The sequence below is a fragment of the Providencia sp. PROV175 genome, assembly GCF_032707045.1.
In the GTDB taxonomy this organism is placed as follows: domain Bacteria; phylum Pseudomonadota; class Gammaproteobacteria; order Enterobacterales; family Enterobacteriaceae; genus Providencia; species Providencia hangzhouensis.
Genome location: NZ_CP120533.1, coordinates 3994205 through 4019387 on the forward strand (window position 1 = coordinate 3994205; position 25183 = coordinate 4019387).

The 25183-nt window shown below is 43.0% G+C and carries 19 protein-coding genes; 2 read left to right on the forward strand and 17 right to left on the reverse strand.

Annotated features, from left to right (window positions below; genetic code table 11):
* Positions 1-29: 29 nt before the first annotated feature.
* Positions 30-1547: a class I adenylate-forming enzyme family protein gene (locus P3L44_RS18210; protein ID WP_272662448.1), complete on the reverse strand. Its 1518-nt coding sequence runs from the start codon at positions 1545-1547 to the stop codon at positions 30-32.
* Positions 1548-2043: 496 nt separating this feature from the next.
* Between P3L44_RS18210 and yghU the strand changes: the two genes are divergently transcribed.
* On the forward strand, positions 2044-2883 hold the full coding sequence (gene yghU / locus P3L44_RS18215; protein ID WP_117162605.1) for a glutathione-dependent disulfide-bond oxidoreductase: 840 nt from the start codon (positions 2044-2046) through the stop codon (positions 2881-2883).
* Positions 2884-2960: 77 nt separating this feature from the next.
* Here yghU and P3L44_RS18220 read toward each other — a convergent pair whose 3' ends face one another.
* The 4 genes from P3L44_RS18220 to P3L44_RS18235 all read right to left on the reverse strand — a co-directional run bounded on the left by P3L44_RS18220 (position 2961) and on the right by P3L44_RS18235 (position 8261).
* Entirely contained in the window at positions 2961-4616 is a 1656-nt protein-coding gene (locus P3L44_RS18220; RefSeq protein WP_140171770.1) for an ABC transporter permease, read from the reverse strand.
* 72 nt (positions 4617-4688) lie between these two features.
* Positions 4689-5669, reverse strand: coding sequence for an ABC transporter substrate-binding protein (locus P3L44_RS18225; RefSeq protein ID WP_272662447.1), 981 nt, complete (start codon positions 5667-5669; stop codon positions 4689-4691).
* A 14-nt stretch (positions 5670-5683) separates the two neighbouring features.
* Positions 5684-6346 (reverse strand): ABC transporter ATP-binding protein, encoded by a 663-nt coding sequence (locus P3L44_RS18230; protein WP_140171883.1) that lies wholly within the window; start codon positions 6344-6346, stop codon positions 5684-5686.
* Between the two features lie 214 nt (positions 6347-6560).
* On the reverse strand, positions 6561-8261 hold the full coding sequence (locus P3L44_RS18235) for a lysophospholipid acyltransferase family protein (protein ID WP_272662446.1): 1701 nt from the start codon (positions 8259-8261) through the stop codon (positions 6561-6563).
* A gap of 579 nt (positions 8262-8840) precedes the next feature.
* Between P3L44_RS18235 and P3L44_RS18240 the strand changes: the two genes are divergently transcribed.
* Entirely contained in the window at positions 8841-10244 is a 1404-nt protein-coding gene (locus P3L44_RS18240) for a cytochrome-c peroxidase (RefSeq protein WP_272662444.1), read from the forward strand.
* Positions 10245-10313: 69 nt separating this feature from the next.
* Here P3L44_RS18240 and dmsD read toward each other — a convergent pair whose 3' ends face one another.
* The 12 genes from dmsD to P3L44_RS18300 form a co-directional block, all read right to left on the reverse strand.
* Positions 10314-10946: a Tat proofreading chaperone DmsD gene (dmsD, locus tag P3L44_RS18245; protein ID WP_272662443.1), complete on the reverse strand. Its 633-nt coding sequence runs from the start codon at positions 10944-10946 to the stop codon at positions 10314-10316.
* 63 nt (positions 10947-11009) lie between these two features.
* The gene (locus tag P3L44_RS18250) at positions 11010-11861 is read right to left on the reverse strand and encodes a DmsC/YnfH family molybdoenzyme membrane anchor subunit (protein WP_140171775.1); all 852 of its coding nucleotides are present in this window, start codon (positions 11859-11861) and stop codon (positions 11010-11012) included.
* 1 nt (position 11862) lies between these two features.
* On the reverse strand, positions 11863-12480 hold the full coding sequence (locus P3L44_RS18255; RefSeq protein ID WP_004907698.1) for a DMSO/selenate family reductase complex B subunit: 618 nt from the start codon (positions 12478-12480) through the stop codon (positions 11863-11865).
* Between the two features lie 11 nt (positions 12481-12491).
* On the reverse strand, positions 12492-14936 hold the full coding sequence (locus P3L44_RS18260; RefSeq protein ID WP_272662442.1) for a DMSO/selenate family reductase complex A subunit: 2445 nt from the start codon (positions 14934-14936) through the stop codon (positions 12492-12494).
* 410 nt (positions 14937-15346) lie between these two features.
* A complete protein-coding gene (locus P3L44_RS18265) occupies positions 15347-16087 on the reverse strand; it encodes an SDR family NAD(P)-dependent oxidoreductase (RefSeq protein ID WP_272662440.1) in 741 nt (246 codons plus the stop codon).
* A 1-nt stretch (position 16088) separates the two neighbouring features.
* Positions 16089-16340, reverse strand: a complete 252-nt coding sequence (locus P3L44_RS18270; protein ID WP_004259523.1) for an acyl carrier protein — start codon at positions 16338-16340, stop codon at positions 16089-16091.
* 19 nt (positions 16341-16359) lie between these two features.
* Positions 16360-17169, reverse strand: a complete 810-nt coding sequence (locus P3L44_RS18275; protein WP_047755905.1) for a MaoC family dehydratase — start codon at positions 17167-17169, stop codon at positions 16360-16362.
* Entirely contained in the window at positions 17166-18419 is a 1254-nt protein-coding gene (locus P3L44_RS18280; RefSeq protein ID WP_272662438.1) for a beta-ketoacyl-[acyl-carrier-protein] synthase family protein, read from the reverse strand. The genes P3L44_RS18275 and P3L44_RS18280 overlap by 4 nt, the downstream gene beginning before the upstream one ends.
* Positions 18416-19828, reverse strand: a complete 1413-nt coding sequence (locus tag P3L44_RS18285; RefSeq protein ID WP_272662487.1) for an efflux transporter outer membrane subunit — start codon at positions 19826-19828, stop codon at positions 18416-18418. Before P3L44_RS18285 ends, P3L44_RS18280 begins: the two co-directional genes overlap by 4 nt.
* A gap of 2 nt (positions 19829-19830) precedes the next feature.
* Entirely contained in the window at positions 19831-21804 is a 1974-nt protein-coding gene (locus P3L44_RS18290; RefSeq protein ID WP_004907673.1) for an ABC transporter permease, read from the reverse strand.
* Positions 21804-22985, reverse strand: coding sequence for an efflux RND transporter periplasmic adaptor subunit (locus tag P3L44_RS18295; protein ID WP_004907670.1), 1182 nt, complete (start codon positions 22983-22985; stop codon positions 21804-21806). Before P3L44_RS18295 ends, P3L44_RS18290 begins: the two co-directional genes overlap by 1 nt.
* Positions 22982-25183 (reverse strand): peptidase domain-containing ABC transporter, encoded by a 2202-nt coding sequence (locus P3L44_RS18300; protein ID WP_272662436.1) that lies wholly within the window; start codon positions 25181-25183, stop codon positions 22982-22984. Before P3L44_RS18300 ends, P3L44_RS18295 begins: the two co-directional genes overlap by 4 nt.

Consider the following 25183-nt stretch of genomic DNA (forward strand, 5'->3'; position numbering starts at 1 on the left):
TTTTGATTAATTAAAAACTAATTTATATTTTAGTTATTTAAAGAGTAATATCGTAATTTCAAATCTTTCTTGCTTATTTTCCCATTCCAAGTTCTAGGGAAGTTACGCGTAAACATAATTCTTACTGGAACTTTATACGTTGGCACCCTATCTTTTAACCACTCAATAATTTCTTTACTGGTTAAACACACTTGATTCTCAGGAATAATAAATGCAATGGGTTCTTCACCATAAATGGTGCTTTCAATTGGAATAACAGCGACCTCATTAACTCCTGGATAATTAGAAATTAAATCCTCGACTTCAATAGAATATATTTTTTCACCACCACGGTTAATCATATCTTTAATTCTATCTTGAATATAAAGAAAACCATCATTATCCATATAGCCAATATCCCCTGTGAAAAACCAACCATCATTAAATGATGTGGTATTCGCAGGACTATCCGGCCAATAACGTTGGATAACAACATCCCCCTTAACCCAAATATTACCTGTGCAGTTCGCGGGAAGATTTTCACCTTTATCATTACGTATGGTCACCTGTAACCCAGGGACTGGTGTACCAGAGCTAGACTTCTTATCGCTATAACGAATATCTTCACGAAATACAGTTGCTGGTGAAGAAGTTTCAGTCAAACCATAAATAGAATGAATGGATGTTTTAGCAAATATATAAGAAAGCTCTTTAATCGTACCTTCATTTAAATGCCCTGCACCACAAGCAATCATTTTTAATGAATTAAATCTTTCTAGGTTAATGCTTTTATTTTCTTTTATTTTCTGAATTAACAATATAAATACTGTTGGAGAACCATGTAAAAATGTTATTTTTTCTTTTGCAATTGTTGAAATAATATCTTTTGCATTGAATTTTTTATGAAGATAAATCGTCCCACCAATATGGATAAATAACGTCAAAATAGCAGAGAGGCCAGTAATATGATAAATCGGCACTGCTAAAATTGTTTTATCGTGTTCAGATAACTTTAATGTTTCCTGATAGGCATATACTGCAGACAATATATTTTTATGCGTGATCACCGCACCTTTTGGCGCCCCTGTTGTACCCGAGGTAAATATTATAACAGCAGGGTCTTCTTCATTAACTTGGTTAATAAAATTAATTTCATCAGTGAATATTACATTACGCCACTGAGAAAGACTCACCCCTTTTGCACTGAGCTGTGCTAACCATGGTTGATATGTATCATCCCAAAAAACAGCATCTGCATTAATACAAGACAAATGCTCTTTACCTTCAAACTCTTTCATTTTGGTACTCAAAGGAATTACCTGAATACCCAGACCTACCGCGGCATAAAATAATTGGCAAAACTCAATCGTATTTCCCCAACCAAGTACAATTCGATCGCCTTTTTTCAACTGCACGGTGGTTGTTAGCCACAACATTGTTTGGTTTACTTTCACAAGTAATTGGTGATAACTCCAACTTTGCTCTTCAAATACAATCGCAACAGCGTCTGGCTGCACTTTTGCTCTCTGTAATAAGCTTTGGTAGATGTTTGAATTTGGCGCAAGCATGGACACACTCCGATACCGCTGAATATGACTGATATGCTATCAATGTATAAAATACACTCCGATAAATTAGTGCCAATCTTCACAAATTATTCACACCCTTTTTTTATTTGAATTAGTGATCTGCACAACGAATTTGTTAACAATTTTGTTACTTACGTCTTATTTTAAGCGCTGGTTTTTATTGAACATGAAGATATTTACCTTTTGTTATTACCTAACCATTCAAAATACATGTTAATTTCGATGAATAACTCAACTATCATTGTGCGTATAAACAATGACTCCCAGACTAAAAAGTCGCTCAGCACTAATACTTAACTCATCTGCTTATCCTCTATATGTTCTTGCACTCTGTGCTATTTAGCCCTCCCACCAAACCAAATACGATAAAAACAGTGGAGAATTCACTAGAGATTGCTACAGTGTAAGACCTTCATAATGAAAAAATTGATGAGAAAAAAATCGCCACCTTTGCAAACGGTTAAGGAGATAACTCATGGCAAACACCCCCTATATTCCCCCAAAAGTCTGGCAATGGGAGCAAGGTAACGGCGGAAAATTCGCCAATATTAATCGTCCAGTTTCCGGTGCAACTCACGAAAAATCTTTACCTATAGGTAAGCACCCACTACAGCTATATTCCTTAGGAACGCCGAACGGGCAAAAAGTCACTATCATGTTAGAGGAGTTATTAGCCCTTGGCATTAAAGAGGCAGAATATGACGCTTGGCTAATTAACATTGGTGAAGGCGACCAATTTAGTTCTGGTTTTGTTGAAATTAACCCTAACTCAAAAATTCCCGCTTTAGTCGACAGAAGCGGCAAGGAGCCTATCCGAGTATTTGAGTCAGGCTCGATTCTGACCTATTTAGCCGAAAAATTTTCTGCTTTTTTACCCACAACTCAGCCGGAACGAGCTGAAACCTTATCCTGGTTATTTTGGCAAATGGGCTCAGCACCTTTTGCTGGTGGCGGTTTTGGGCATTTTTATGCCTACGCACCTGAAAAGTTTGAATACCCAATTAACCGCTTTGCCATGGAAACTAAACGTCAATTAGATGTGTTAGACAAGCGTTTAGCAGAACATAAATATGTTGCAGGGGAAAACTACAGCATCGCTGATATCGCCATCTGGCCATGGTACGGTGCATTAGTGAAAGGTTGGCTTTATGATGCCGCAGAATTTCTATCTGTCCATGAATATAAAAATGTTATTCGTTGGGCTGATGAAGTCTATGCACGCCCAGCGGTACAGCGCGGCCGCCGTGTTAATCGCCTACAAGGTGACCCCGCACAGCAAGTACGCGAACGCCACGATGCGAGTGATATAAGTTAGGAACCACTCTTAATCCACTGAATTATAAAATAGGACAAGGTAGGTTAGTGAGTGCTTACCCTGTGCTACTCTATATGTCATCGACTATAACGCTCCTGCACCCATTGTGCGCACAACATCAAACTCAAACTGATCAGTACAGCTATGCATGCCATCGCCATGCCACTGCCAATTGAGCCTTGCTCAAATTGACGCCACACAAAGATAGACACCGTCTGCATACCGGCTGGGGCGAGTAATAGCGAAGAAACTAATTCACGCGAGGCCACGGCAAACACTAACATCATGGCAGCGACAAGGCTCGGTAAAACTAATGGAAACAAGATCAAACGCAGCGTTGTCACCGCAGATGCGCCATGCACCCGTGCAGCATCTGCTAAACTGCCACCAATCTGTGTTAATGCTGCACTGCAATAGCGAACTGGGTAAGGCAGTAACAAACAGCTATAGGCAAGCAATAAAATGCCCCATGTGTGATAAGGCGTTATTGGCCAAAAAGGTTGGTTCCACGCGAGGATCATCCCTACCGCTATCACAATTCCTGGAATGGAAATAGGTAACAAAGACAGCGCATCAATCACAACAGCACCACGAATGCGCTGAGCAACCACCAGCCAAGCACAGAGAAACCCGAGTACCCCAGTGAAAACAGCGGTTAACGTCGCCAGAGAGAGGCTCGTCCATAATGCAGACAAAGCTTCAGTTTGTGAGTCGATTAACCCAGAAAAGTGCCTGAATGTTAAGTTATCCCACGCCAAACCACCAGACACTGTTGAAGAAAATGCCGTGCCAAACATCGCTGACAATGGCATTCCTACCGCAAGAAATGCGGTTAAAGCAAATAGCCCAACGACTGGCCAGCGCCAGTAACCAAGTGAGCGAGTCACCACTTCTGCCGCTTTCCCTGTGGTGGTGGCTACGTTTTTCCCTGATACGATAGAACGCTGTAATGTATAAGCAAAAATTGCCACACTGGCTAAAATCAACGATAACGAGGCCGCTCCGGGTAAATCAATCGGCCAATCCGCCAAGCGCTGCTCTATATCCGTAGTTAAAACACGAATACCATTCGAGGCACCAATGGCGGCAGGAATGCCATATTCTTCAATCGCCAAAGTAAAAATCAGCAATAACCCCGCCGCAATAGAGGGTAACGATAATGGAAGCGTCACTCTGAAAAAGGCATTCCAAGGAGAAGCCCCATGCACACGAGCCACATCGGCAAGTCGGTTACCATTCGCTGCCATGCTTTTCGACACCGCAAAATACAGAACTGGGAAGAGGTTTAGCGCCATAATCCCCATCATTCCACCCAGTGAGAAAATCGCACTTCCGGGACTCACACCAAATAGCTGTTGGGAATAACCATTAGGTTGTAACGTAAGCATCCACGATAATCCAGCAATATAAGGTGGGATTAAAAAAGGAATAAGAAACAGTAGATCCCAACCTTTGGCGAAAGGGATATTAAACAGCCCGCGTAATGCCCCTAACGGAATAGCGATAATGGCGCTGATTGCTGCAACGCCTGTGCCTAGTGATAATGTATTTTGCAGTAATGATGGAAGCTCTGGCTCGTTGAGTAGCTGAATAATAGGCTCTAGCGGCTGGACAAACTGCCCTTGCCCTAATTGTGGGAAAATAGCCTGCAATACAATAAAGCATAATGGGATCACCACTAAAACCACTAATGTGGCCATCACCAAAAGCGGTAGAAAACGCGTTTTTGTCATTGAATACAACACTCCTGCTGGGCAGACAACCTACCCAGCGGTTTGCTAATTAATATGCTTACAAAACCAGCCTTAACGGAATAAAGCGCTTAAACGAGAGATAACTTCGCCGCGCTCAGCGTTGTCTGTCGCAGCTTCTGGCAACAATTTGAGTGTTGAAAAATCAGGGCGTTTACCTGCAATATCTGCCCTAGCAGGCATTAGCCATGCATTAGCCACAATTTCTTGCCCTTCTGGCGATAGTACATAGTCGATAAATGCTTTAGCTTGGTCAGGCTGCTTAGAACTTTTTAAAATCATCATTGGGCGCGGGGCAATCGCAGTGCCACTACTTGGGAAAATCACTTCAATCGATTCTCCGTTCGCGATGCTACCATAAGCAACATAATCAACCGCACCAAAAACCGCCGCTTTAGCGCCTTGTAATACAGGAGTCAAGGCTTGAGCATTCGGCCCTGAAATCACCATACCATTGGCTTTCAAATCAGAAAATAGTGTCCATGCGGCTTCTTTTTTCGCATTCTGTAACCCTAAAACTAAGTCTAATGACGCGCCAGAAAGTGCGGGATCAGGCATTGTGACTTTATCTTTAAACTCGGCTTGGGCTAAATCTTGCCAATCTGTTGGTTTTGGGGTACCACTTTGGTTATTCCACACAATACCCAGTGCAGAGATCCCTTGCGCCACATAGTATGGCGTTTTAAAACGCTCAGGAACTTGCTGGGCATTTGGGCTTTCATAAGGTAGTAACCAACCTTTTTGTTGCAGATCAACCGCGGTATCCCATGATGCGGAAATCAATACATCCGCACGCGGGTTCGCCTGTTCCGCTTCCAGCCTCGCCATCACTTTTCCGGTTGTCGCTTGGAAAACATCTACTTTGGTACCCGTTTGTTTTTCAAACCCTGCGGCAAGCTGTTTTGCCATGGCGCCTGGGCCTGCGGTATACACGGTAATCGCTTGGGTTGAAACAGAAAATAGTGCACAGGAAAGGCCAAGGCTCATGGTAATACCCTTTAGTAAAAATCCGTTCTTTGATAGTAAATTTCGCATAACAATCTCTCTATTTATAGTGTCGTCAAACTGTCAATATTACCGTTTCGCATATGGGCGATTTGGTGTGCTAATACATGGGCTTCAGTAGGGTCGTGAGTGACATACACTGCAGTGATCCCCAAGGTTCGCAATAACTGAGCCATTTCCTCACACAGAGATTGGCGCAACGCGATATCGAGGTTTGACAGGGGCTCGTCGAATAACAAAATTTCAGGTTCAGCGATAATAGCGCGAGCAAGAGCCACACGTTGTTGTTGCCCGCCTGACAAATCGGCAGGTTTCCGTTTGGCGAAATCAGCCAGCCCTACGCGTTCTAAAGCTTGCATCACACGTTGCTGTATTTCTAGGCGGGCAATACCTCGCATCCGTAAAGGAAAGGCAACATTTTGGGATACAGTCATATGCGGCCACAGCGCATAATCTTGAAAAACCATGCCGAGGTTGCGTTTTTCTGGGGGGATAAGGTGATGTGAGCTCGCCACAAGCTGTTCGCCAAAATAAATAGTGCCATCAGTTGGTTGTAATAAACCCGCTAACAATTTCAGTAATGTGCTTTTACCACAGCCTGAAGGGCCTAATAGCGCAAGAACGGTGCCCTTGGTTACTGTTAAATTAATGCCATTTAGCACATATTGATGTGAAAATGCCTGAGATAAATTTTGTATTGAGATCATCTGTAAGCCACTCGCTTCTTGCTTAGGAGACAAAAAGACCGAGCACTCACTCGATGAAGAGAGAGCGTTTTGCATGTTCATTGTTATCCTCTTTGGGACTTAATCGTTATCAATGATGCTACGGCTTGAATACGTCAAATTGATGACAGTTTTGTGGCTAATTAATTTCAAATTCAGTTGAAAAATAATCACCAAATAAAATAGTCACTTTATTTTACTGGTGAACGCCAATATATCTTTGATAACGTGCTGGCTTTAATTTGGTTAAATCCACCAGCACCAAGCCGTCGATGCAATCGTTAAACGCGGGGTCTGTACCGAAATCCATAAACTGTACGCCGCCAGGTTCGCATAATTCGGTATATTGCTTATAAAGCGTTGGGATCGAGCAGCCAATGTTATTGAGTAAGCTTTTCAATTTAACCAAATCTTCATGGTAATTGCCCCCTGAAAATTGGGCTAATACCTGTGGCAAAGAAGCCGGGTACGGCTGATGTGACTGTGCAATGCTGTGTGGCGCTGAAAAATAGAGCCGATAAAAAGTAATCAGTAAGTCACGCGCCGCAATCGGCATTGAGCCAGAAATAGATACAGGACCAAAAAGATAACGATAGTGTGGATATTTTGCCAAATACGCGCCAATACCTAACCATAAGTAATCTAAACCCCGTTTTCCCCAATATTTGGGCTGAATAAAACTCCGACCAAGCTCAATACCTTGCGCTAATATTGGCATCATGGCTTGGTCATAGTGAAATAAGCTAGAGCTATAAATACCCTCAAGGCCTTTGGTCTCAATTTGCTTTTTAGTCGGTATAAACCGATAAGCGCCAACAATATCAAGTTCGCTTTCATCCCATAAAACCAGATGATAATAATCGTCATCATAGCTGTCTAAATCACGGCGCTTACCTGAACCTTCCCCTACAGCACGAAATGCAATTTCGCGTAATCGGCCAATTTCTCGTAAGATCGGTGACCTTACCTCTTGGTTTCGGTGATAAAGGTAAATCGCTTTCCCATCAGGAGAAGTTCCTAGCCGCTCACAGGCCACTAACGCTTTTTTTAATTCAATTCTATCTTCTGGTAAAGCAATTGGCGATTCACTGATAAATAGCCCTTCCTTACCTTTACCCAACAAATAGACATGGCGGTGAAAGCGCCCTGCTAACTCATGAGCCGCCGTATGACCATCATGCCAATGAATAAATGGGATACTGCCACCAATACGAATTTTTAATCTTTTTCCTCGCTGCTTAAACATTTCCCTGACTAACATTAAAGTAGATAATGGCTTGTAAACCAGCGAAGTTAAGTAAAATAAATGGCTATTACGCCCTTGAATATGGATGGGAACGATAGAGGCTCTAGCCTTTGCGGCTAAACGCAAAAAACCTGTACGCCAGTGGCCATCACGAACCCCTTTGCGACCAAATCGAGAAACTTCCCCCGCAGGAAACACAATTAATGCCCCTTGTTTATCCAAATGCTGTTGTATGGCTTCAACTTGTTGTCGACTGGTTCGGTTATTCATATTATCCACTGAAATAAATAAGCTTTTTAGTGGTTCTATATAATTGAGAAACTGATTTGCCACTATTTTTACATCAGGACGAACGGCAGCAACCACACGTAATAATGCAAGGCCATCGAGTGAACCTATCGGATGGTTAGCAACTAAGACAACAGGTCCTTGAGTCGGAATATTTTCTAAGTCACCCTCAACCATTTCACAAGAAATATCAAAAAACTCCATGATTTGTTCAATAAGATCCAAGCCCTTTAAGTGCGGATAATCTTGAGCAAATTGGTGAAATTCCTGTTCAAACAAAAGCTTTTTTAATAAGCGACGTTTCCATTTGCCTGGTGTTTGATGAGGAAAAATATCGTGCAGCAGGGTATCGACACTAAACATAATGCTATCTCCTAACTGAGTTACGACGAACTTAAGTCAGATTCATAACAACAATATGTTTATTTTATGACAAAATGGTGAAAGCACAAAAATGATGATGTAGGTCATTACTTTTTATTTGCCAATATTATGGTTATCTAAAATCAATAATTTTCAGGAATATTGTTTTCTTAAATAATTTATATTTTACTTATTTTGTAATATGCATTTAGTCCACAACAATTAAAAAGGTAAAAACTAAACTTTTCGATTAGTTTTACTCAATTTATTTTAATAATTAAGAAGTTATCATTTATAAATACCCACCAATTAAATTGAACTAAAAATCTATTGCAGTAAGATTAATTTGAAACAATATCCTTTAAATTCAATCTAATAAAACTTAATCATCAGCTTGTTTTTTAATTATTATTTCATTGATAGGTAAATCTTATTTAAACAATCGCTTAAACCGATGGCCATCATTGATAAAAATCAAGAACTTCTCGGACTTATTTATCCATCATAGTTCGGCTGTAGAATTATATTAATTAAAAAATATTTAAATATATTTGACCGCAATCTTTCAAGGATAGTGTAATGAAAAAACTTACTCGCATTACGGTCGCTGTCATATTTTTGCTTTTACTCGGTTATTTTGGATTATCTGGATATGTGTGGTATCACGATAATCAACGAAGAGAAAATAATGACATTCAGACATCTAAAATTGCAGAAAATAATCAAGTCCTCCAATTCTTTGCCGAAAAGGGATGCGATTACTGTCACACACCGTCAACTGATTTACCTGCCTATGCATCATTCCCCATTGCTAAGCAACTGATGGAATACGATATTCAGCTAGGTTATAAGTCATTCAACCTTGAGGCAGCTCGCGCTGCACTCATCGCAGGAGAACCTGTACCACAAAGTGAATTAAATAAAATTGAGTGGGTTATGCAGAACCACACCATGCCTCCAACACGTTATGTTGCACTTCATTGGGCCAGTAGTGTCAGTGATGAAGAACGTAATAACCTATTGAATTGGATAGCTAAACAGCGGGAAGAGCACTATGCCAGCCAAGATACCGCTGCTGAACATCGCAACGAACCAATTCAACCAATTCCAAAATCACTGGATGTTGATGATGCAAAAGTCGCATTAGGTTTCCGCTTGTATCATGATGCACGCCTGTCAGGGGATAGCACAATTTCTTGTGCACACTGCCACGCACTCAATGCAGGTGGTGTTGATGGCCGCAAAACATCAATTGGTGTTGGTGGCGCAGTAGGCCCAATCAATGCGCCAACGGTGTTTAACTCTGTATTTAATGTCGAGCAATTTTGGGATGGTAGAGCACCTGATTTACAAGCCCAAGCCGGTGGCCCACCATTAAATCCTATCGAAATGGCATCAAAGTCATGGGATGAAATCATTGAAAAATTGGATAAAGACCCTGTCTTAAAACAAGATTTTAATGCGGTTTACCCAGAAGGTTTCACGGGTGACACCATCACCGATGCGATTGCAGAGTTCGAAAAAACCTTAATCACTCCAGACTCTCCGTTTGATAATTGGTTAAGAGGTGACAAAACTGCATTAACCGCACAGCAGCTCCATGGTTACCAGTTATTTAAAGAGAACAAATGTGCAACCTGCCATGGTGGCGTGATCTTAGGTGGTCGTTCCTTCGAACCTCTGGGTCTGAAAAAAGACTATGAGTTCGGTGAAATCACTGCTCAAGATATTGGTCGTATGAATGTCACCTCTGATGAGCGCGATAAGTTACGCCAAAAAGTCCCAACACTACGTAATGTCGAGCTAACCGCACCGTATTTCCACCGCGGCGATGTAGCAACCTTAGATGAAGCAGTAAAACTGATGCTGCGCTATCAAGTGGGTAAAGAACTGCCACAAAAAGATGTCGACGACATTGTCGCCTTTCTTGAAAGCTTAACGGGTGTGTATACACCGTATATGCAACAAAGTGGGTCACAATAGTAAATATCGATATCTGATTGATATGAAAAACCAATAGCACCGCGCAAATAATAGCGGTGCTATTTTTATTTATAACGTATCTTTGTAAAACACCACTTTCTCTAATACAGGCAATGTTAACTGTTGTTGATACCCATCCAGTGTTTCTTTCGATAATATCGCCAATGCGCGGTAAAAATCGCTGTTAGCCGAATCTATCAATACTTCGAGAAAATGTGCCGACCAAGGTAATAAGTGCCAAGCGAGCAACTCTTCTAAATCCGCTCTGCGATTTTGCTCAGCCAGCCAAGCCGCTAACATCAAAATCAACCCAAAGTGGTCTTCAGGCTCTTTTTGTGTCGTTACGGGTTCAACACCTTTGGCTCGCATCCATTGGCGCAGCTCAACGGTTGAATCACCAAAAACAATTCTTTCTTTGTCTAGCCAGACTGAGCCCCAAGGAGGCGCGGGTAAAGCATAAGGCCCGATAAACAAGCGCTGCCATGCTTCACTCAGTGGTTCATTCTCCTGAGCACTGGATTGCAAAAGCTGGCTAATTTTTACTAAGGAAGGTAAAGCAAATGGCCATTCTTCATGCCAAGTTGGCTCTTGTAAAATCGAAATAATCTCTGCGTTGTTTTCATTTTCTGGTGAGAAATAAAATAAAGACCCCAGAACTCGCCCTGTCACTGCGACGTGTTCAAGAAAGCGTGCTTCTTGCATATTTGATTGTCTCTGAAGTTATCAGCGCAAGGAAACCATCTCCTGCGCTGAAAGGTTTACCAATTAAGCCACAGCCATGCCGACTGTCATGTGTAAACCATAGAATAGCCCACGACCGATAAATTCACCAATCAGTACCAGCACGGTACCAAGAAGTAAACTCAATACCGAAGGCTGATTTTGTCGCACAACAGGCAAAATCCATAGCAGCAACCCGAGACTGGTCACCACGATGCGTACCACTTGTAAAACACCAAAGTCAGGGACTAAATCCACAGCTTTCTGTACTGAGGTGGTGATAAGCGCAATCTCACCACTTTGCAGTAGTACTGATGCAATAGTCACGATATAAGCAACGACACTAATTGCCGCTAATTTACCACTATTAAATGGAAATTTAGCAACTCGTAATAGTAAAGTACCTAAAATTGGCCCCACAACAAACAGAGTCATAAAGAAGCCGATAGTGGTATGTGGCGTGTTCCATGTCGGTACTGTGCTTATCATATAAACTCGTGTCATTGCCCAAACAAATAACAGCCCCATCAACATGGTGATGATTAACCACACTTTATCTAACCCTGTTGGCATCTTTTTGATTGCGGATAACAACCACCATAAGCCACCCAAAGCAAAGAAAATAGAGCCGAATAACACTTCGTTACTCAGTGACGAGGCAAATACACGGTTCATCGAGTTAAATGCACGCATCGGTGAGCCCATATGCATCATAGAAGCGAGAAAACCTAAGCCCATCAATACCCATAATGCCAACATCGCATTCACAATACGCTGTTTTTGGGGTTTATCGTCTGTCGATAACCATGCAAGCCCCGTTACAATCACACCACCTGCAATACTTTGGCCTAATACCGTAAATAAAATTAGCGGCCATTCATGTAATCCATTGCCCATGTTATACCTCCCGAGGATTGGCTAAATGGCCTGTCGTATCATTGACAGGGCGACTATTGGCATTGGGTTTAATGACAAGATTGGGCTTGGTATAGTGCGCTTCAGGTAGTGGCGCAATCTCGGCCAAATTTCCATGTTTTTCACGTAATTCATCAATGGGGCCAAAGTCTAATGCACGCAATGGGCAAGACTCGGCACAAATCGGTTTTTTACCAACCGCAACACGCTCATAGCAACCGTCGCACTTGGTCATATGCCCTTTTTCGCTATCAAATTGCGGTGCACCATATGGGCAGGCCATATGACAATAGCGGCAGCCAATACACACGCTTTCATCTACAACGACAAAGCCATCTTCACGTTTGTGCATCGCGCCACTAGGGCACACTTTGACACAAGCAGGGTCTTCGCAGTGGTTGCATGAAATCGACAAATAATAACTAAATACGTTTTGATGCCACACACCGTTATCTTCTTGCCAATCTCCCCCTGCATATTCATAAATGCGCCTAAAATTCACCGCAGGAGATAAATTTTTGTAGTCCTTACACGCTAACTCACATGTTTTGCATCCCGTACACCGTGCGGAATCAATATAAAAACCATATTGTGTTGTCATGATTTATCCCCCTATACCCTTGCCACTTCAACCAAATTACTGTGTTGCGGATTACCTTTCGCTAACGGTGACGGGCGTTGAGTCGTCAGGACGTTTAGGCTACCACCATGGTCTACCTTGTTTTCATCAGGTGCGTACCAAGCCCCTTCCCCCATTGCGACAACGCCTGGGATGATACGTGGAGTCACTTTGGCAGCGATCTGCACTTCCCCTCTATCGTTGTAAATTCGTACCATGTCGCCATCTTTAATATTGCGACGTTTTGCATCAATAGGGTTGATCCACATCTCTTGTAAACAAGCCGCCTTGATCACATCAACGTTACCGTAGGTGGAGTGAACTCGTGATTTATAGTGAAAACCACTCAATTGCAGTGGGTATTTTTCGGTGAGCTTATCATCATGGCTTTCAAAGCCTGGGGAATACATTGGGAGTGCTGATATCAAATCACCTTCCGCTAGCGTCCATGTTTTCGCAATATCCGCTAAGCGAGATGAATAGATCTCAATCTTTCCTGACGGTGTATTTAATGGATTACCAATAGGGTCTTCGCGGAAAGCTTTGTGTGCTACGACATGCCCTTGTGGGTTCATTTTTTTGTAAATCCCTTGCTGCTGGAATGTCTCAAAATCAGGTAGCTCAGGTAACTTTTGTCGTGAGATTTCATACAAATGGCGTAGCCACTCTTCTTGGGTTCGCCCTTCGGTGAATTTCTCTTCAACGCCCATGCGACGCGCAATTTGTGTACACATTTCATACACTGTTTTACTCTCAAAACGCGGTTCGATAGCTTGGCTGGCGAAAATGACATACCCCATATTACTGGCGGCACCATCCAAACAAAAATCCATTTGTTCAGAGGCGGTGCAATCTGGTAGGACTAAATCCGCATATTTCGCTGAGGCGGTCATATGGTTATCAATCACTACTATCATTTCGCATTTTTTATCATCCTGAAGAATGTCATGCGTTTTATTAATATCAGAGTGTTGATTAATTAAGCTGTTGCTGGCGTAGTTCCAAATAAACTTAATCGGAACATCCAGTTTATCTTTGCCGCGTACGCCATCATGAGTTGCGGTCATTTCTGGGCCGCGCTCTATTGCATCAGTCCATAAAAATACGGAAATGCTTGCTTTGACTGGGTTTTCTAACGTTGGCATCCGCTCAAATGGAATATCATAATTCCCTTCACGAGCCCCTGTATTACCACCATTGATGCCAACATTACCGGTTAAAATCGGTAACATCGCAATCGCACGTGCGGTTTGTTCACCATTCGAATGACGTTGCGGCCCCCAACCTTGGCTAATATACGCAGGTTTTGCAGAACCGATTTCACGCGCGAGTTTAATGATTTTATCAGCCGGAATACCGGTAATCTGCGCAGCCCATTGTGGTGTTTTTTCTACGCCATCATCCCCTTGGCCTAAAATATACGCTTTATAGTGGCTGTTTTTCGGGGCATCTGCTGGCAGGGTTTTCTCATCATAACCTACACAATATTGGTCTAAGAAGGGTTGATCAACCATATCTTCAGTGATCAACACATGGGCGATCCCTGCCACTAATGCGGCGTCTGTTCCTGGGCGGATTGGGATCCACTCATCTTCACGCCCTGCTGCTGTATCAGTATAACGCGGGTCGATCACTATCATTCTTGCATTAGAACGCTCACGCGCTTGCTCTAATTGATAAGTGATCCCACCACCGCTCATACGGGTTTCGGCAGGGTTGTTTCCGAACAAAACCACCAACTTGGAGTTTTCGATATCAGAAACGCTATTACCCGCCCCGCTACCATAGGTATAAGGCATCGCACAGCTGATTTGTGCTGTACTATAGGTACCGTAATGGTTTAAATAGCCGCCCATGCAGTTCATCAAACGGGCGATAGGTGAATTCGCTGGCGGCCATGAACGTGCGACTGTGCCACCTAATGTGCCAGTTCCATAGTTCAAATACACAGCTTCATTGCCATAATCGGCAATAATCCGTTTTAGATTATCGCTGATTAAATCGTAGGCTTCATCCCAACTAATTTGTTTGAATTTACCTTCACCACGTGCCCCAACACGCAACATCGGGTATTTCAAGCGGTCAGGGTTATAGACACGACGGCGCATTGAGCGCCCACGTAAACAGGCCTTAACTTGATGCTTATTTCCGTAAACATCATCGCCGGTGTTGTCGGTTTCGACATATTTTATTTCACCATCAACAATATGCATACGCAGTGGGCAGCGACTCCCACAGTTAACGGTACATGCGCTCCAAACTATTTTTTCTTCAGGTATGGCTGTTTTGGGTGTGATTTCACTGGTATCAGCAATACTATTAAAAGGTAAACTTAGCGCTCCACTTGCAAGAGCGAGTCCCCCGACGGTACTGGTTTGCATTAGCTTCCTGCGGCTGATCTCCGATTGGAGTACTCCCTCAGATAATGCTTTACTCATATCTGCCTCACTTAACATTGCTTCAAAGTTTTAAAATGGCTTTTTTGAAATTTATTTTTATCTTTAATTTATTTATCGACTTCCAATTACCATTCTATAACCGAGGCACCGTGAGGTATTGTGCACGATCAATAATCCAATATAAATTGTGTGGTTTTAATGCGTTATATCGAGTCATTCAAGCCAGATTAAAATTAATATAATTATTTTTAATGTTTAATAATGAATTAAATTGAAATAAATATAATTCCATTCTTCTTTAACTTGAGTTTACTGTTTTTCATTTATTTCCGAGTCTCAATTCATAAAAATCCCCTTAAACGAAAATCGACTAAGACGTTTAAGGGGAAATATAAAATATAAATTATCGAGTGAATATTTGTTCTGCTAACAGCACTTAAAACGGGCAATTACGCCGTTAATCCACCATCTAAGACCAATGTTTGACCTGTTAGGTACTGGCTGCTATTGCCAATCAAAAATTCAACTAGCTCTGCCACTTCTTGGGGTTGCCCTAAGCGGCGTAACGGGATGTTTTGGCACATAGCTTTTAATTTAGCTTCAGGCATTGCACGGGTCATATCACTATCAATAAGCCCCGGAGCAATACAATTCACACGTAACCCAAAACGCCCGACTTCATGAGCCAATGAACGCGTCAACCCCATCATCGCTGATTTACTCGCCGCATAAGCTGTTTGGCCAATATTGCCTTTTAACCCAGTAATTGATGACATCAATACGATTGAGCCGCTCCCCGCCATCAACATTGCAGGTAATAATTTACGGTGCCAATTCATCACGGAAATGACGTTATTCTCTAGCACATCTCGCCAGATTTCAGCATTTTGATGAATATGTAAGGCGTCCCTAGTGATACCCGCATTATGAATAATAGCCGTAGGAGTCCCAAATTGTTCCAATAACGAGCTAGAAAGCGCGTCAACTTGTGCTTCATTCTTACCATCACACGGGGATCCTTTCACCCATGTATCTAAATTGGAGTTTTCAAGATTCGCTTGTGTTTCATTAACGCCATCAACGCTACGCCCAGTAAAAACCACATTCCAGTGGCGTCGCAATTCACTAACTAGTGCGAGCCCAATTCCCCGGCTTCCTCCCGTCACGAGTATCCATTGATTATTTGCCATTTTAAGATTTCGACTCCTTATCAATATGTTCACACAGCGCTTTCACCGAAATTTCTGGATGTTCTAGGAAAAATTCCGCATCTAAAGCAACATTAAAGTCACGTTTAACAAGCACCATAAGTTCAACATAATCTAAGCTATCGAACTCTAACTGGACTAAAGTCATCTCCGCATTCAACTCTTCTGCTTCTAAATCTTTTGCATCACAGATCATGTCACTAATTTTGATATAAATTTCTTGATATTGGCTCATTTGTTTTATCCTTGCATTCTTATTGAGTTATTGAATTAACTTTCAATGTTATTGAATTATTTATTATTTTTTCTCTGTAGCGGGCGGCGATACTAATACTCACTAATCGACCACTCTCACTATCCGCGATCACTAAGGCCGGCAAAATACGTAGGTAAATAGGCTCAGGAGAGGTGATAGGAGCCCATTTCGTTAGAAGTTCACGGTCAAACACCACCTCTTGGTGGGTTTGTACGATAGGATAACGGCAAAAAATATCTTTCAATGTTGAGCCGACCGGCAACCATTGTGCGATCTCTTGTTGTTCAAATAACGAGCTATCATGAATTAAGTACCAGAACAAAACTGCGTCAATAAACTGCCATTCATACATTTCGTTGGAAAACTGAGAAAATATTGACTGCAATTTCACCATCTCTGCGGTCGAAATCATTATTTCATTGGCGATTTCATGTAATACCGGTGGAGGGGTGAGCGACAATTGGCAAGTTAAGCAGTTTTGTTGCTCATCAGAAGAGAGTAAAGCCACCGATCCCGCTTTATTTCGTGCAACTAATTGATAATCTTTATCGTTCCATAGCGGATTGCGTAACCGCACGACACATTTGATAAACTCAGGGGCGGTAACCTCTTGTGAAGCCAATAATGGGTGATTTAATGACTCACTCGCGAATTGTTTCACATCGAGTAGTGCACGCATGCCATGCACACTCAGTTGATCTCCGCCCTTCGCTTTGACCCATTCAAGGTCGAAATGAATCGGGTTATCATCACCAGAAAATGATGCCCACTGTTTTGCATCCTCAAGGGTATAACGTAACGTTCTCATAACGCTTTCTCTAAAATCAGCGCCGCGTTTGCCCCACCGAAGCCAAAACTCAGGTTTAGTGCACGCTTAACTTCACCAATACGGTGTTCGTTAGGAATATAATCGAGGTCACATTGCGGGTCCGGGTGATGTAAGTTAGCGGTTGCGGGCATCACGCCATGCGCCATCGTTTGCAAGCAAATAATGGTTTCAAAGCTACCAGCAGCGGCAATTAAATGTCCCGTATAGGATTTCGTACTGGATATTGGGACTTGGTAAGCTGCCGCACCTAATGCCTTTTTCAATGATTCTGTTTCATTTAAGTCATTAAGAGCCGTTGAGGTTCCATGGGCATTGATATAATCGAGAGATTCAGGAGCAGCTCCCGCTTGTTGTAAAGCCATTTCAATGGTTTTCACTCGGGCAACACAATCTTCTGCTGGTGATGTAAAATCAAAGGCATCAGAAAAATTTGCATACCCTGTAATCTCGCCCAAAATGGTGGCGCCACGAGAAATAGCGCTCTCACGCTCTTCTAAACACAATACGGCCGCACCTTCAGAAAGGACAAAACCACTGCGATCTGCGCTAAATGGGCAACTGGCACGAGTCGGGTCTTCCGCTTCACGTGTTAAAGCACCAAGAACATCGATATTCCATACAGCACAATCTGTCCGCAAGGACTCCCCTGCACCAGCGAGCATCATATCGGCTCGTCCATGACGAATCGCTTCAAAAGCATCACCAATCGCAATAGTGCCTGTCGCACAAGCCGCGATGGTCGTGTTTTGATATCCACGCAGGTTCCAAAACTGGCTGCAAGCCGCCGTTGTCACATTTGGCATTGCATAAAAACAGTTGAAAGGCGAGGTCATCCCTGTCGCTTCGAATTCACTGACTGACATATAACTTTCATCAAGCCCTGCCCATCCTGTTCCCATAATGACACCGCACATCAGTGGGTCATAAAAATCAGTTAATGGCGTGCCTGCGAAGGCCATATCCATGGCTTCTCGCGCTGCCCCCAAGGCTAAACGCGTATGGCGTGGTAAACGACGACGAATAGCCGCAGGAACCCCTTTTAAGCTGGGTTCATTATCAATAAGCCCTAAAAAATGGCTGTGGATATTTTGTGCAGTTTTATCAACGTAACGATAACCGAGCTTTTTGTCCATAATCGCTTGCCAACATGCTGAAGCCGTATCCCCCAAAGGAGTGACAGCCCCATAACCTGTGACAACAACGCGCTTAAAGTGAGATTTTTGGTTCATAATGGGTTGTCCTCCTGTCGAGCGCTACCGCCACCTTGTGCTAGCCAAAGTTGTAGCGTTGCATAAAGATAATCGTATTGATTTTGCGCTAATGAGTTCTCAATAGTTAAAAGGTCATCTTGCGCATTAAGCAGTGTTTGATAATCCACAGCACCGGCTCTGTAACGGCTGTTGGTTAGTTTTAGTCGCTGCTGGCTAAGTGATAATGACTGCTGCAATTGCTGACGAATTTCATCCGCGGCAAAACGGGCCTCCATCGCATTATCGACTTCTGACAAGGCGGTATAAGCCGCACTACGAAATGCCACCGCAGCTTGTTGCACTTGTAAGTCGGATTGTTCAATGGTCAATTTCACTGTGTTCCACTGAATAAATGGCAAAGAAACCGACCCCCCAACAACCCGTGTCGGGTCACTAAACCATTGAGAAAACAGCTGGCTACCCGCATTAAGCGCACCTTGCAAAGACAGTGTCGGGTAGAAGCTCAATTTAGCAGCGTCAGAATCAGCAAGCGCGGAACGTAAACGTGACTCGGCGGCTTGAATATCCGGCCGCTGTGCTAATACGGCCAACGGTGTCGCGTTAAGAATTTCAATCCGTTGATTTCGATTAAGTGCGGTGAGCTCACGCACATGTTGCTCTGCAGGGCGGTTTAACAATAGCGCTAATGCATTACGGGAGCTGTCACGTTCTTTAATGAGCCGTCGTAATTCATTTTTTCGACTAATCACAGTTTGCTGTGATTGTAAGAAATCCAGCTGGCTAACTTTTCCTGCCAAATACCATGACTTAATTTGCTGCTGACTTTTTTCTGCAATCTTTTGGCTCGCAATCAGGTTATCAATCTGTTGATTTAACAGCGCAATATTCCAATATAATTGTGCTGTCGTATTAATAACCACTAATGCTGTTGCATGGTAATCCTGTTCGGTTGCTATAGCTTCCCACTCATTCTTTTCACGAATACGTGCCAGTTTTCCCCATAAATCGATTTCATAATTTAAGGTTAGATTTGAGCTATAGCTTTCTTGAGGGGAGGTTCCATGACGTATAGATTTTGTATTACTTGCTGACCCCCCAAGGGAGAAATCTGGGGTTATATTGGTATTTGCTAACCCAGCAGTACTTCGCGCAAGCTTTAATTTAATTGCCGCTGTGGCTAAATCATTATTATTTTCTAATACCTGATTGATCAGTTGGGATAGCAGAGGATCTTTAAACTTATCCCACCAATTTCCAGCAACATTCCCCCCCTGCACTGACGTAATCACGTCATTCGCACCAGATTGGCGTATTTTATCATCCCATTTCTGAGGCAATGTGAGTTCAGGGCGTTGGTATTCGGTACGCGTAAAACTGCCGCAGCCATTAAGCAAAAATAAAGCAGAAATAATATAAAGTGATTTGATATTCATTCGCGTGCCAATGCCTCCGTTGGGTTGAGTTTGGCAGCCCGACGAGCAGGAAAATAACCAAAAACCAAACCAATTAGAGCGGAGAAACCGCACGCTAATAAAACGGGGAACAGAGTAAACACCATCGTAAATTCAGTGGTGAAATAAGAGAAAATCCACCCCGTTAACCATGAACCGACAATACCAATTAAGCCGCCAAGCGAGCAAATCATCACAGCTTCTATCAGAAATTGGTTCATAATATCTTGAGGACGCGCACCGACGGAAAGGCGGATCCCGATTTCATGAGTTCGTTCCGTTACAGAAACCAACATGATATTCATCACCCCAACGCCGCCAACCAATAAGGAAATAGCGGCAATCGATGTGATCAGTAATGACATAGAATCGGATGTTTTTTGTAATGCATTGGCGAGTTGGTCATCCGACTGAATAAAAAAGTCCTTTTTACCATGTTCGCGTAATAACAAACGCTCAACCTGTAATTCAGCTTGCTGAGAGGTTAAGCTTTCAGGGAAGCGCAGTGAAATAAACTCAATAGGTTTGTCCCCGACCACACGTTGCTGTAACGATGAGTAAGGTACCCATCCCATAACAAAGCCACTCGACATTTTGGGCCCCGGTTTACGGGCAATACCAATAATTCGCCATGGTGAATGGCCAATCTGCACAATTTGCCCTAACGGTTCTTCTTCTGGCTGAAAAAGTACTTCTCGGCTTCCTTCATCCAATACAATAACGGGTTCACTGTCAGCCATATCGAGCGTACTGAATAAACTGCCATGTAAAAGCTGAAACCCTTGTGCCGCAAAATACTCTTCTGAAACACCATTAAGCATGATGGAGTTATCCAAGCCTTTATTAACGACCATCGTCATGCTACTCGCGACGGGAGAAACAGACTCAATCCATGGCAGTTGCTTTAGGCTTTTAACATCATTTAACGATAACGCACGCTCCATATCAGGCCGCTTTGCCCCCCACCCAGTACCGGGGCGAATTTCCAGTGTCGTGCTACCAAGCTTCCCGATTTCATCCATGATGGAGCGTCTTGCACCTTCCCCCACGGCCATTGATGACACCACAGAAGAAATACCAATGATAATTCCCAACATCGACAAAAATGCACGCATACGATGACCGAGTAAGGCCCGCCATGCCATACGAATGGACTCAATAATATTGCGCCACACCGATGCACGGCCATTATCTTCAACAGCAGGAAGCTGGTGCCGTTGTTTTGTGTCTGTCTGTGCTTGGTTCTGCTTATCAGAAACAATTTTTCCATCACTAATTTCAATAATTCGCTGAGTTTGCTGAGCGATATTTTGGTCGTGGGTCACAATCACAACAGTGTGCCCATCGAGATGAAGCTGATGTAAAATATCCATCAATGCATGGCCACTGGCGCTATCTAATGCCCCTGTAGGTTCATCTGCAAGAATGATTTGTGCACCATTGACCAAGGCGCGACAAACACTAACACGCTGCTGTTGCCCACCAGATAGCTGATAAGGTTTGTGATCCAAGCGTGTTTGTAACCCTAACTTTTCTGCTAATAAAGCAACTCGTGCGCTCCGCTCATCTTCTGGCATTGCCGTATACAAAGCAGGGATAGCAATATTTTCCTCTGCAGTCAGGTAGGGCATCAGGTGATAACGTTGAAAAATAAATCCAAGATATTGGCTACGTAATTCCGCCAGTTGGTCACTGTTCACCTCATGAACCGCAATCCCATTGATAAACACTTCTCCTTGAGAAGGCTTATCTAAACAACCAATGATATTCATCAGAGTCGATTTACCTGAACCTGATGCGCCAATGATAGCGACCATTTCTCCTTGGTTAATTGATAGCGAAATATCATTCAAAACAGGAATAGTTTGCGTACCTGCTGAAAACTCACGGTAAACATGATGAAGTTCAATCAGAGGGCGGGTAAAAGATACATTTCGTGTCGTCGCCATCATTAACTCGCCACATTATCTGATTGAATAACAACGTGTTCACCCTCGCTAATCCCCTCAAGTACTTCGACGAAATGGCGATCATTAATCCCCACTTTGATAGTGCGAATTTCCGGTTTTTCATTGTTGATCACGGTCACTTCATATTGGTTTGCACCTACCGCTCGCCCCAGTGCACTAACGGGGAGTCGTAACGCATCTTTCGCTTGTGCAACACGAATAAATACTTGAGCTGTCATTGATGTCTTTAATGCACGATCGGCGTTATCAACCTCAAATGTTCCGTTGTAATAAATTGCACTGTTCTGTTGCCCTCCAGAATTATTGTTATTTTCATCAAGCGCTTCGGGAGGAATAGGTTGAACATACCCCATGGTACTTTCGTAGTGCGTTTCAGGGTCCGCAATCACATAGAATGTGAGGGGTTGGCCTGGGCGAATTTTTTGAATATCCGCTTCCGAAATTCGTGTCTGAACCTGCATTTTATCTAGGTTCGCCAGCACTAAAATGGTCGGTGCTGTCTGTGAAGAAACGATGGTTTGCCCTTCGTTCGCCACAATACCCAGTACTTCGCCACTAATCGGCGCGATGATCCGTGTAAAATTGAGGTTAGCTTGTGCAGTTTGCACGTCCATTTCTGATTGCGTGATTAACGCCTCATTGACATTAACCTGCTGTAATTGCGCCTCATATTGGGCTTGTGCTTGTTCATATTCACTGCGAATACCAGAGCCATCTCTCTGCATCACCACTTGGCGCCGATAGGCTTTGATATACTGTATTAATGTCGCTTCTGCAGCCCGTTTTTGCGCCTGAGCACTGGATAACCGAGCGGTTGCATTTTTGAGCTCAGACTGCTGGATAGTTGGGTCGATTTCTGCCAACAATTCCCCTTTAACTACTTTGTCGCCTTGTTTTACATACAGTTTTTTGATTTGCCCGTTAACCTGAGCCCCTACGTTAACTTGCATTGAGGGCTTTAATGTCCCCGTGACCATGACAACTTTTTCAATATCGCCACGTTCCACCGATAAAATTACGTTTTCATGCAACGCTGGCGCGGGTGATTGCCAAACAAAACGGCCGATCACCACGATCAGCACAAGTAGTGCTACCAACCCACCTAAAATGCGTAATCGTTGAGTCGTTAAACCCAATTTTGGTGCTACGTGGCGAGAGGTCATGAGGGAGTTCCTTCCATTGCCGCTAACAAAGAAGGTTCAGGTTGAGGCGTACCTGTTGTCACACAAGGGGCTTTATTAGGGCTATTCTCAAGACTTAATTTCCCATCAACTATTCGGTAAAGTGCATCGAAATTAGCCGCCAGCTCTTCACTGTGAGTGACAACAATCAATGTCTTACCTGTTTTCTGGCAATGTGACTGAATGGTCGCCATGACTATTTTCGCCGTTTCTTCATCCAAATTGGCGGTGGGCTCATCCAATAACAAAATAGGACGGGCACTATATAACGAACGAGCCAATAACAAACGTTGACGTTGCCCAAGTGACAGCGCCGCATGGCTTTCTCTTATTAACGCATTAACCCCACCAGGTAATTGATTAATCACTGCACCGAGAGTCAGTTTATCAAGCAACACTTCGACTATTTTTTTATCTTTTTCGCGGAAGTTAGGGTCAAATAGCGTGATGTTATCTAAGACGGTCGCATTAAATAAAATATCTTCTTGGCTTTGCAAGCAAACCAATTGCGTAAGCTGCTGCACACTGACAACCTCACCGTTGGACTCGCATACTCCTTGCTGTGGGCTGAATAAACCCGCGATTGTCCGTAATAATGTGCTTTTTCCTGCTCCTGACTCCCCAACAATGGCAACCTGCGTACCTGAAGGTAAGTCTAATGACACATTATTTAAAATCGGTTTCGCAGGGTCATAACTGAAATGAATCCCATTGAAAGATAAGTGAGGGGCTTTTCCTAGCACTGCGGCTTGTTTTTCGTGGAATGGCGCGGTGTCCTGCTCACTTTTCTTAGGGAATAAAGAATGGGCACGTGTATCAATAATATGCAGTTGCGACTTATGGATAATCGCATAAAAAATACGCGTCACATAATTGGTGAAAATTTGACGCAAGAAACTATAAGCAAAGAAATCCCCCAAAGAAATTAACTCATTGGCCACCATGGGTAAAACCACTAACATAAAAATGACCATCTCCAAACTACCGGTTAATTGATAGATGCCATCTTTAATTTGTTGATACACATTTCTGCGTTGCATACAGGTAAACAATTCACGGCTTAACCATGCAAATTGCGCCTTACGCTGATTTTCTATCCCTGCTGTTTTTATGGTCAGAATGCCCTGCAGCGTCTCCATAAAAAAGTCATTTAATTCTGCTGATTTTAACTGTAACTGCTGGGTATACCACCGATCACGAATAATCGCCCATACGCTAATTAAGCCCATCACGGTAACACCCGCAGCTGAAATAGCCGCTAATACGGGTGCAATCCAAAACATGGTACCTAATGCTATCGCACAAATAACCCAATCCGTTCGTAGCCCGTTATCCAGCTCAATTTTTTCGGTTAATGCCCCCTGCCAAGCGACAAAACGGCTAAAAACATCCCCGGGTGCGCGTTTTTCAAAAAATCGCAATGGATTACTCAATAAACGAGAGAAACCAACCCCACTTTTAATCAACACAAAGTGTTTTACGAATCTCTCACTCAGCATTCTCACACCAAGGGCTAATAGTGTTGCAACCACAAAGGCAACAATAAACCAGCCATAAGGGAAAATGGCATTTTTGGCGTCGGAAAAGGCTTGGTTGATTGCATTGCTCACCATGGCTGGCATTAAAAATAGCGTTAAAGAAACCAAAAAAGCGAATATCATCAACCAATAAACACCGCGAATCTCTGAGGTTTCTTTCAGGCTCATTGCATGAGGGGCTTTTTTCCCAGCCCCATCATTTTTGTCTTCTGGTGCGAGTGACTCAATTTTTTCCAGCGCGGTATCTGGTTCTAAAATTAATGCGTAACCGCTGATTTCCGCTTTTAATGCAGAGAAAGGTAACCACTGCTGCCCAATTGCAGGGTTCATCACGCACACGTTATTTCCTTTGCGATAAGCAAGCAGTACAAAATGGCTTGCTCCGTAATGTAAAATAGCGGGAAGTGGTAAGCTATTAAGCTCTTGGTGCTCAAATAGCACTGGTGTCGTCGCAACACCGTAATTAGCTAAAATGGACGAAAGGTCAATCAAAGAAGTTCCATGATCCGATGCTGGATACACCTCTCGCAGCGTTTCAAGAGAAACATTGAGACCTTGAGTTTGTGCTAACATCGCAATACATGCTAAGCCACATTCATTGGTTTCTTCTTGAGAAACAAAATTTGGAATAATATTTTTCAT

Bases quoted from the DNA above. Each gene is read 5' to 3' on its own strand.
- P3L44_RS18210 (WP_272662448.1), bottom strand. From the start codon at position 1,547: ATGCTTGCGCCAAATTCAAACATCTACCAAAGCTTATTACAGAGAGCA.
- yghU (WP_117162605.1), top strand. From the start codon at position 2,044: ATGGCAAACACCCCCTATATTCCCCCAAAAGTCTGGCAATGGGAGCAA.
- P3L44_RS18220 (WP_140171770.1), bottom strand. From the start codon at position 4,616: ATGACAAAAACGCGTTTTCTACCGCTTTTGGTGATGGCCACATTAGTG.
- P3L44_RS18225 (WP_272662447.1), bottom strand. From the start codon at position 5,669: ATGCGAAATTTACTATCAAAGAACGGATTTTTACTAAAGGGTATTACC.
- P3L44_RS18230 (WP_140171883.1), bottom strand. From the start codon at position 6,346: ATGATCTCAATACAAAATTTATCTCAGGCATTTTCACATCAATATGTG.
- P3L44_RS18235 (WP_272662446.1), bottom strand. From the start codon at position 8,261: ATGTTTAGTGTCGATACCCTGCTGCACGATATTTTTCCTCATCAAACA.
- P3L44_RS18240 (WP_272662444.1), top strand. From the start codon at position 8,841: ATGAAAAAACTTACTCGCATTACGGTCGCTGTCATATTTTTGCTTTTA.
- dmsD (WP_272662443.1), bottom strand. From the start codon at position 10,946: ATGCAAGAAGCACGCTTTCTTGAACACGTCGCAGTGACAGGGCGAGTT.
- P3L44_RS18250 (WP_140171775.1), bottom strand. From the start codon at position 11,861: ATGGGCAATGGATTACATGAATGGCCGCTAATTTTATTTACGGTATTA.
- P3L44_RS18255 (WP_004907698.1), bottom strand. From the start codon at position 12,480: ATGACAACACAATATGGTTTTTATATTGATTCCGCACGGTGTACGGGA.
- P3L44_RS18260 (WP_272662442.1), bottom strand. From the start codon at position 14,936: ATGAGTAAAGCATTATCTGAGGGAGTACTCCAATCGGAGATCAGCCGC.
- P3L44_RS18265 (WP_272662440.1), bottom strand. From the start codon at position 16,087: ATGGCAAATAATCAATGGATACTCGTGACGGGAGGAAGCCGGGGAATT.
- P3L44_RS18270 (WP_004259523.1), bottom strand. From the start codon at position 16,340: ATGAGCCAATATCAAGAAATTTATATCAAAATTAGTGACATGATCTGT.
- P3L44_RS18275 (WP_047755905.1), bottom strand. From the start codon at position 17,169: ATGAGAACGTTACGTTATACCCTTGAGGATGCAAAACAGTGGGCATCA.
- P3L44_RS18280 (WP_272662438.1), bottom strand. From the start codon at position 18,419: ATGAACCAAAAATCTCACTTTAAGCGCGTTGTTGTCACAGGTTATGGG.
- P3L44_RS18290 (WP_004907673.1), bottom strand. From the start codon at position 21,804: ATGATGGCGACGACACGAAATGTATCTTTTACCCGCCCTCTGATTGAA.
- P3L44_RS18295 (WP_004907670.1), bottom strand. From the start codon at position 22,985: ATGACCTCTCGCCACGTAGCACCAAAATTGGGTTTAACGACTCAACGA.
- P3L44_RS18300 (WP_272662436.1), bottom strand. From the start codon at position 25,183: ATGAAAAATATTATTCCAAATTTTGTTTCTCAAGAAGAAACCAATGAA.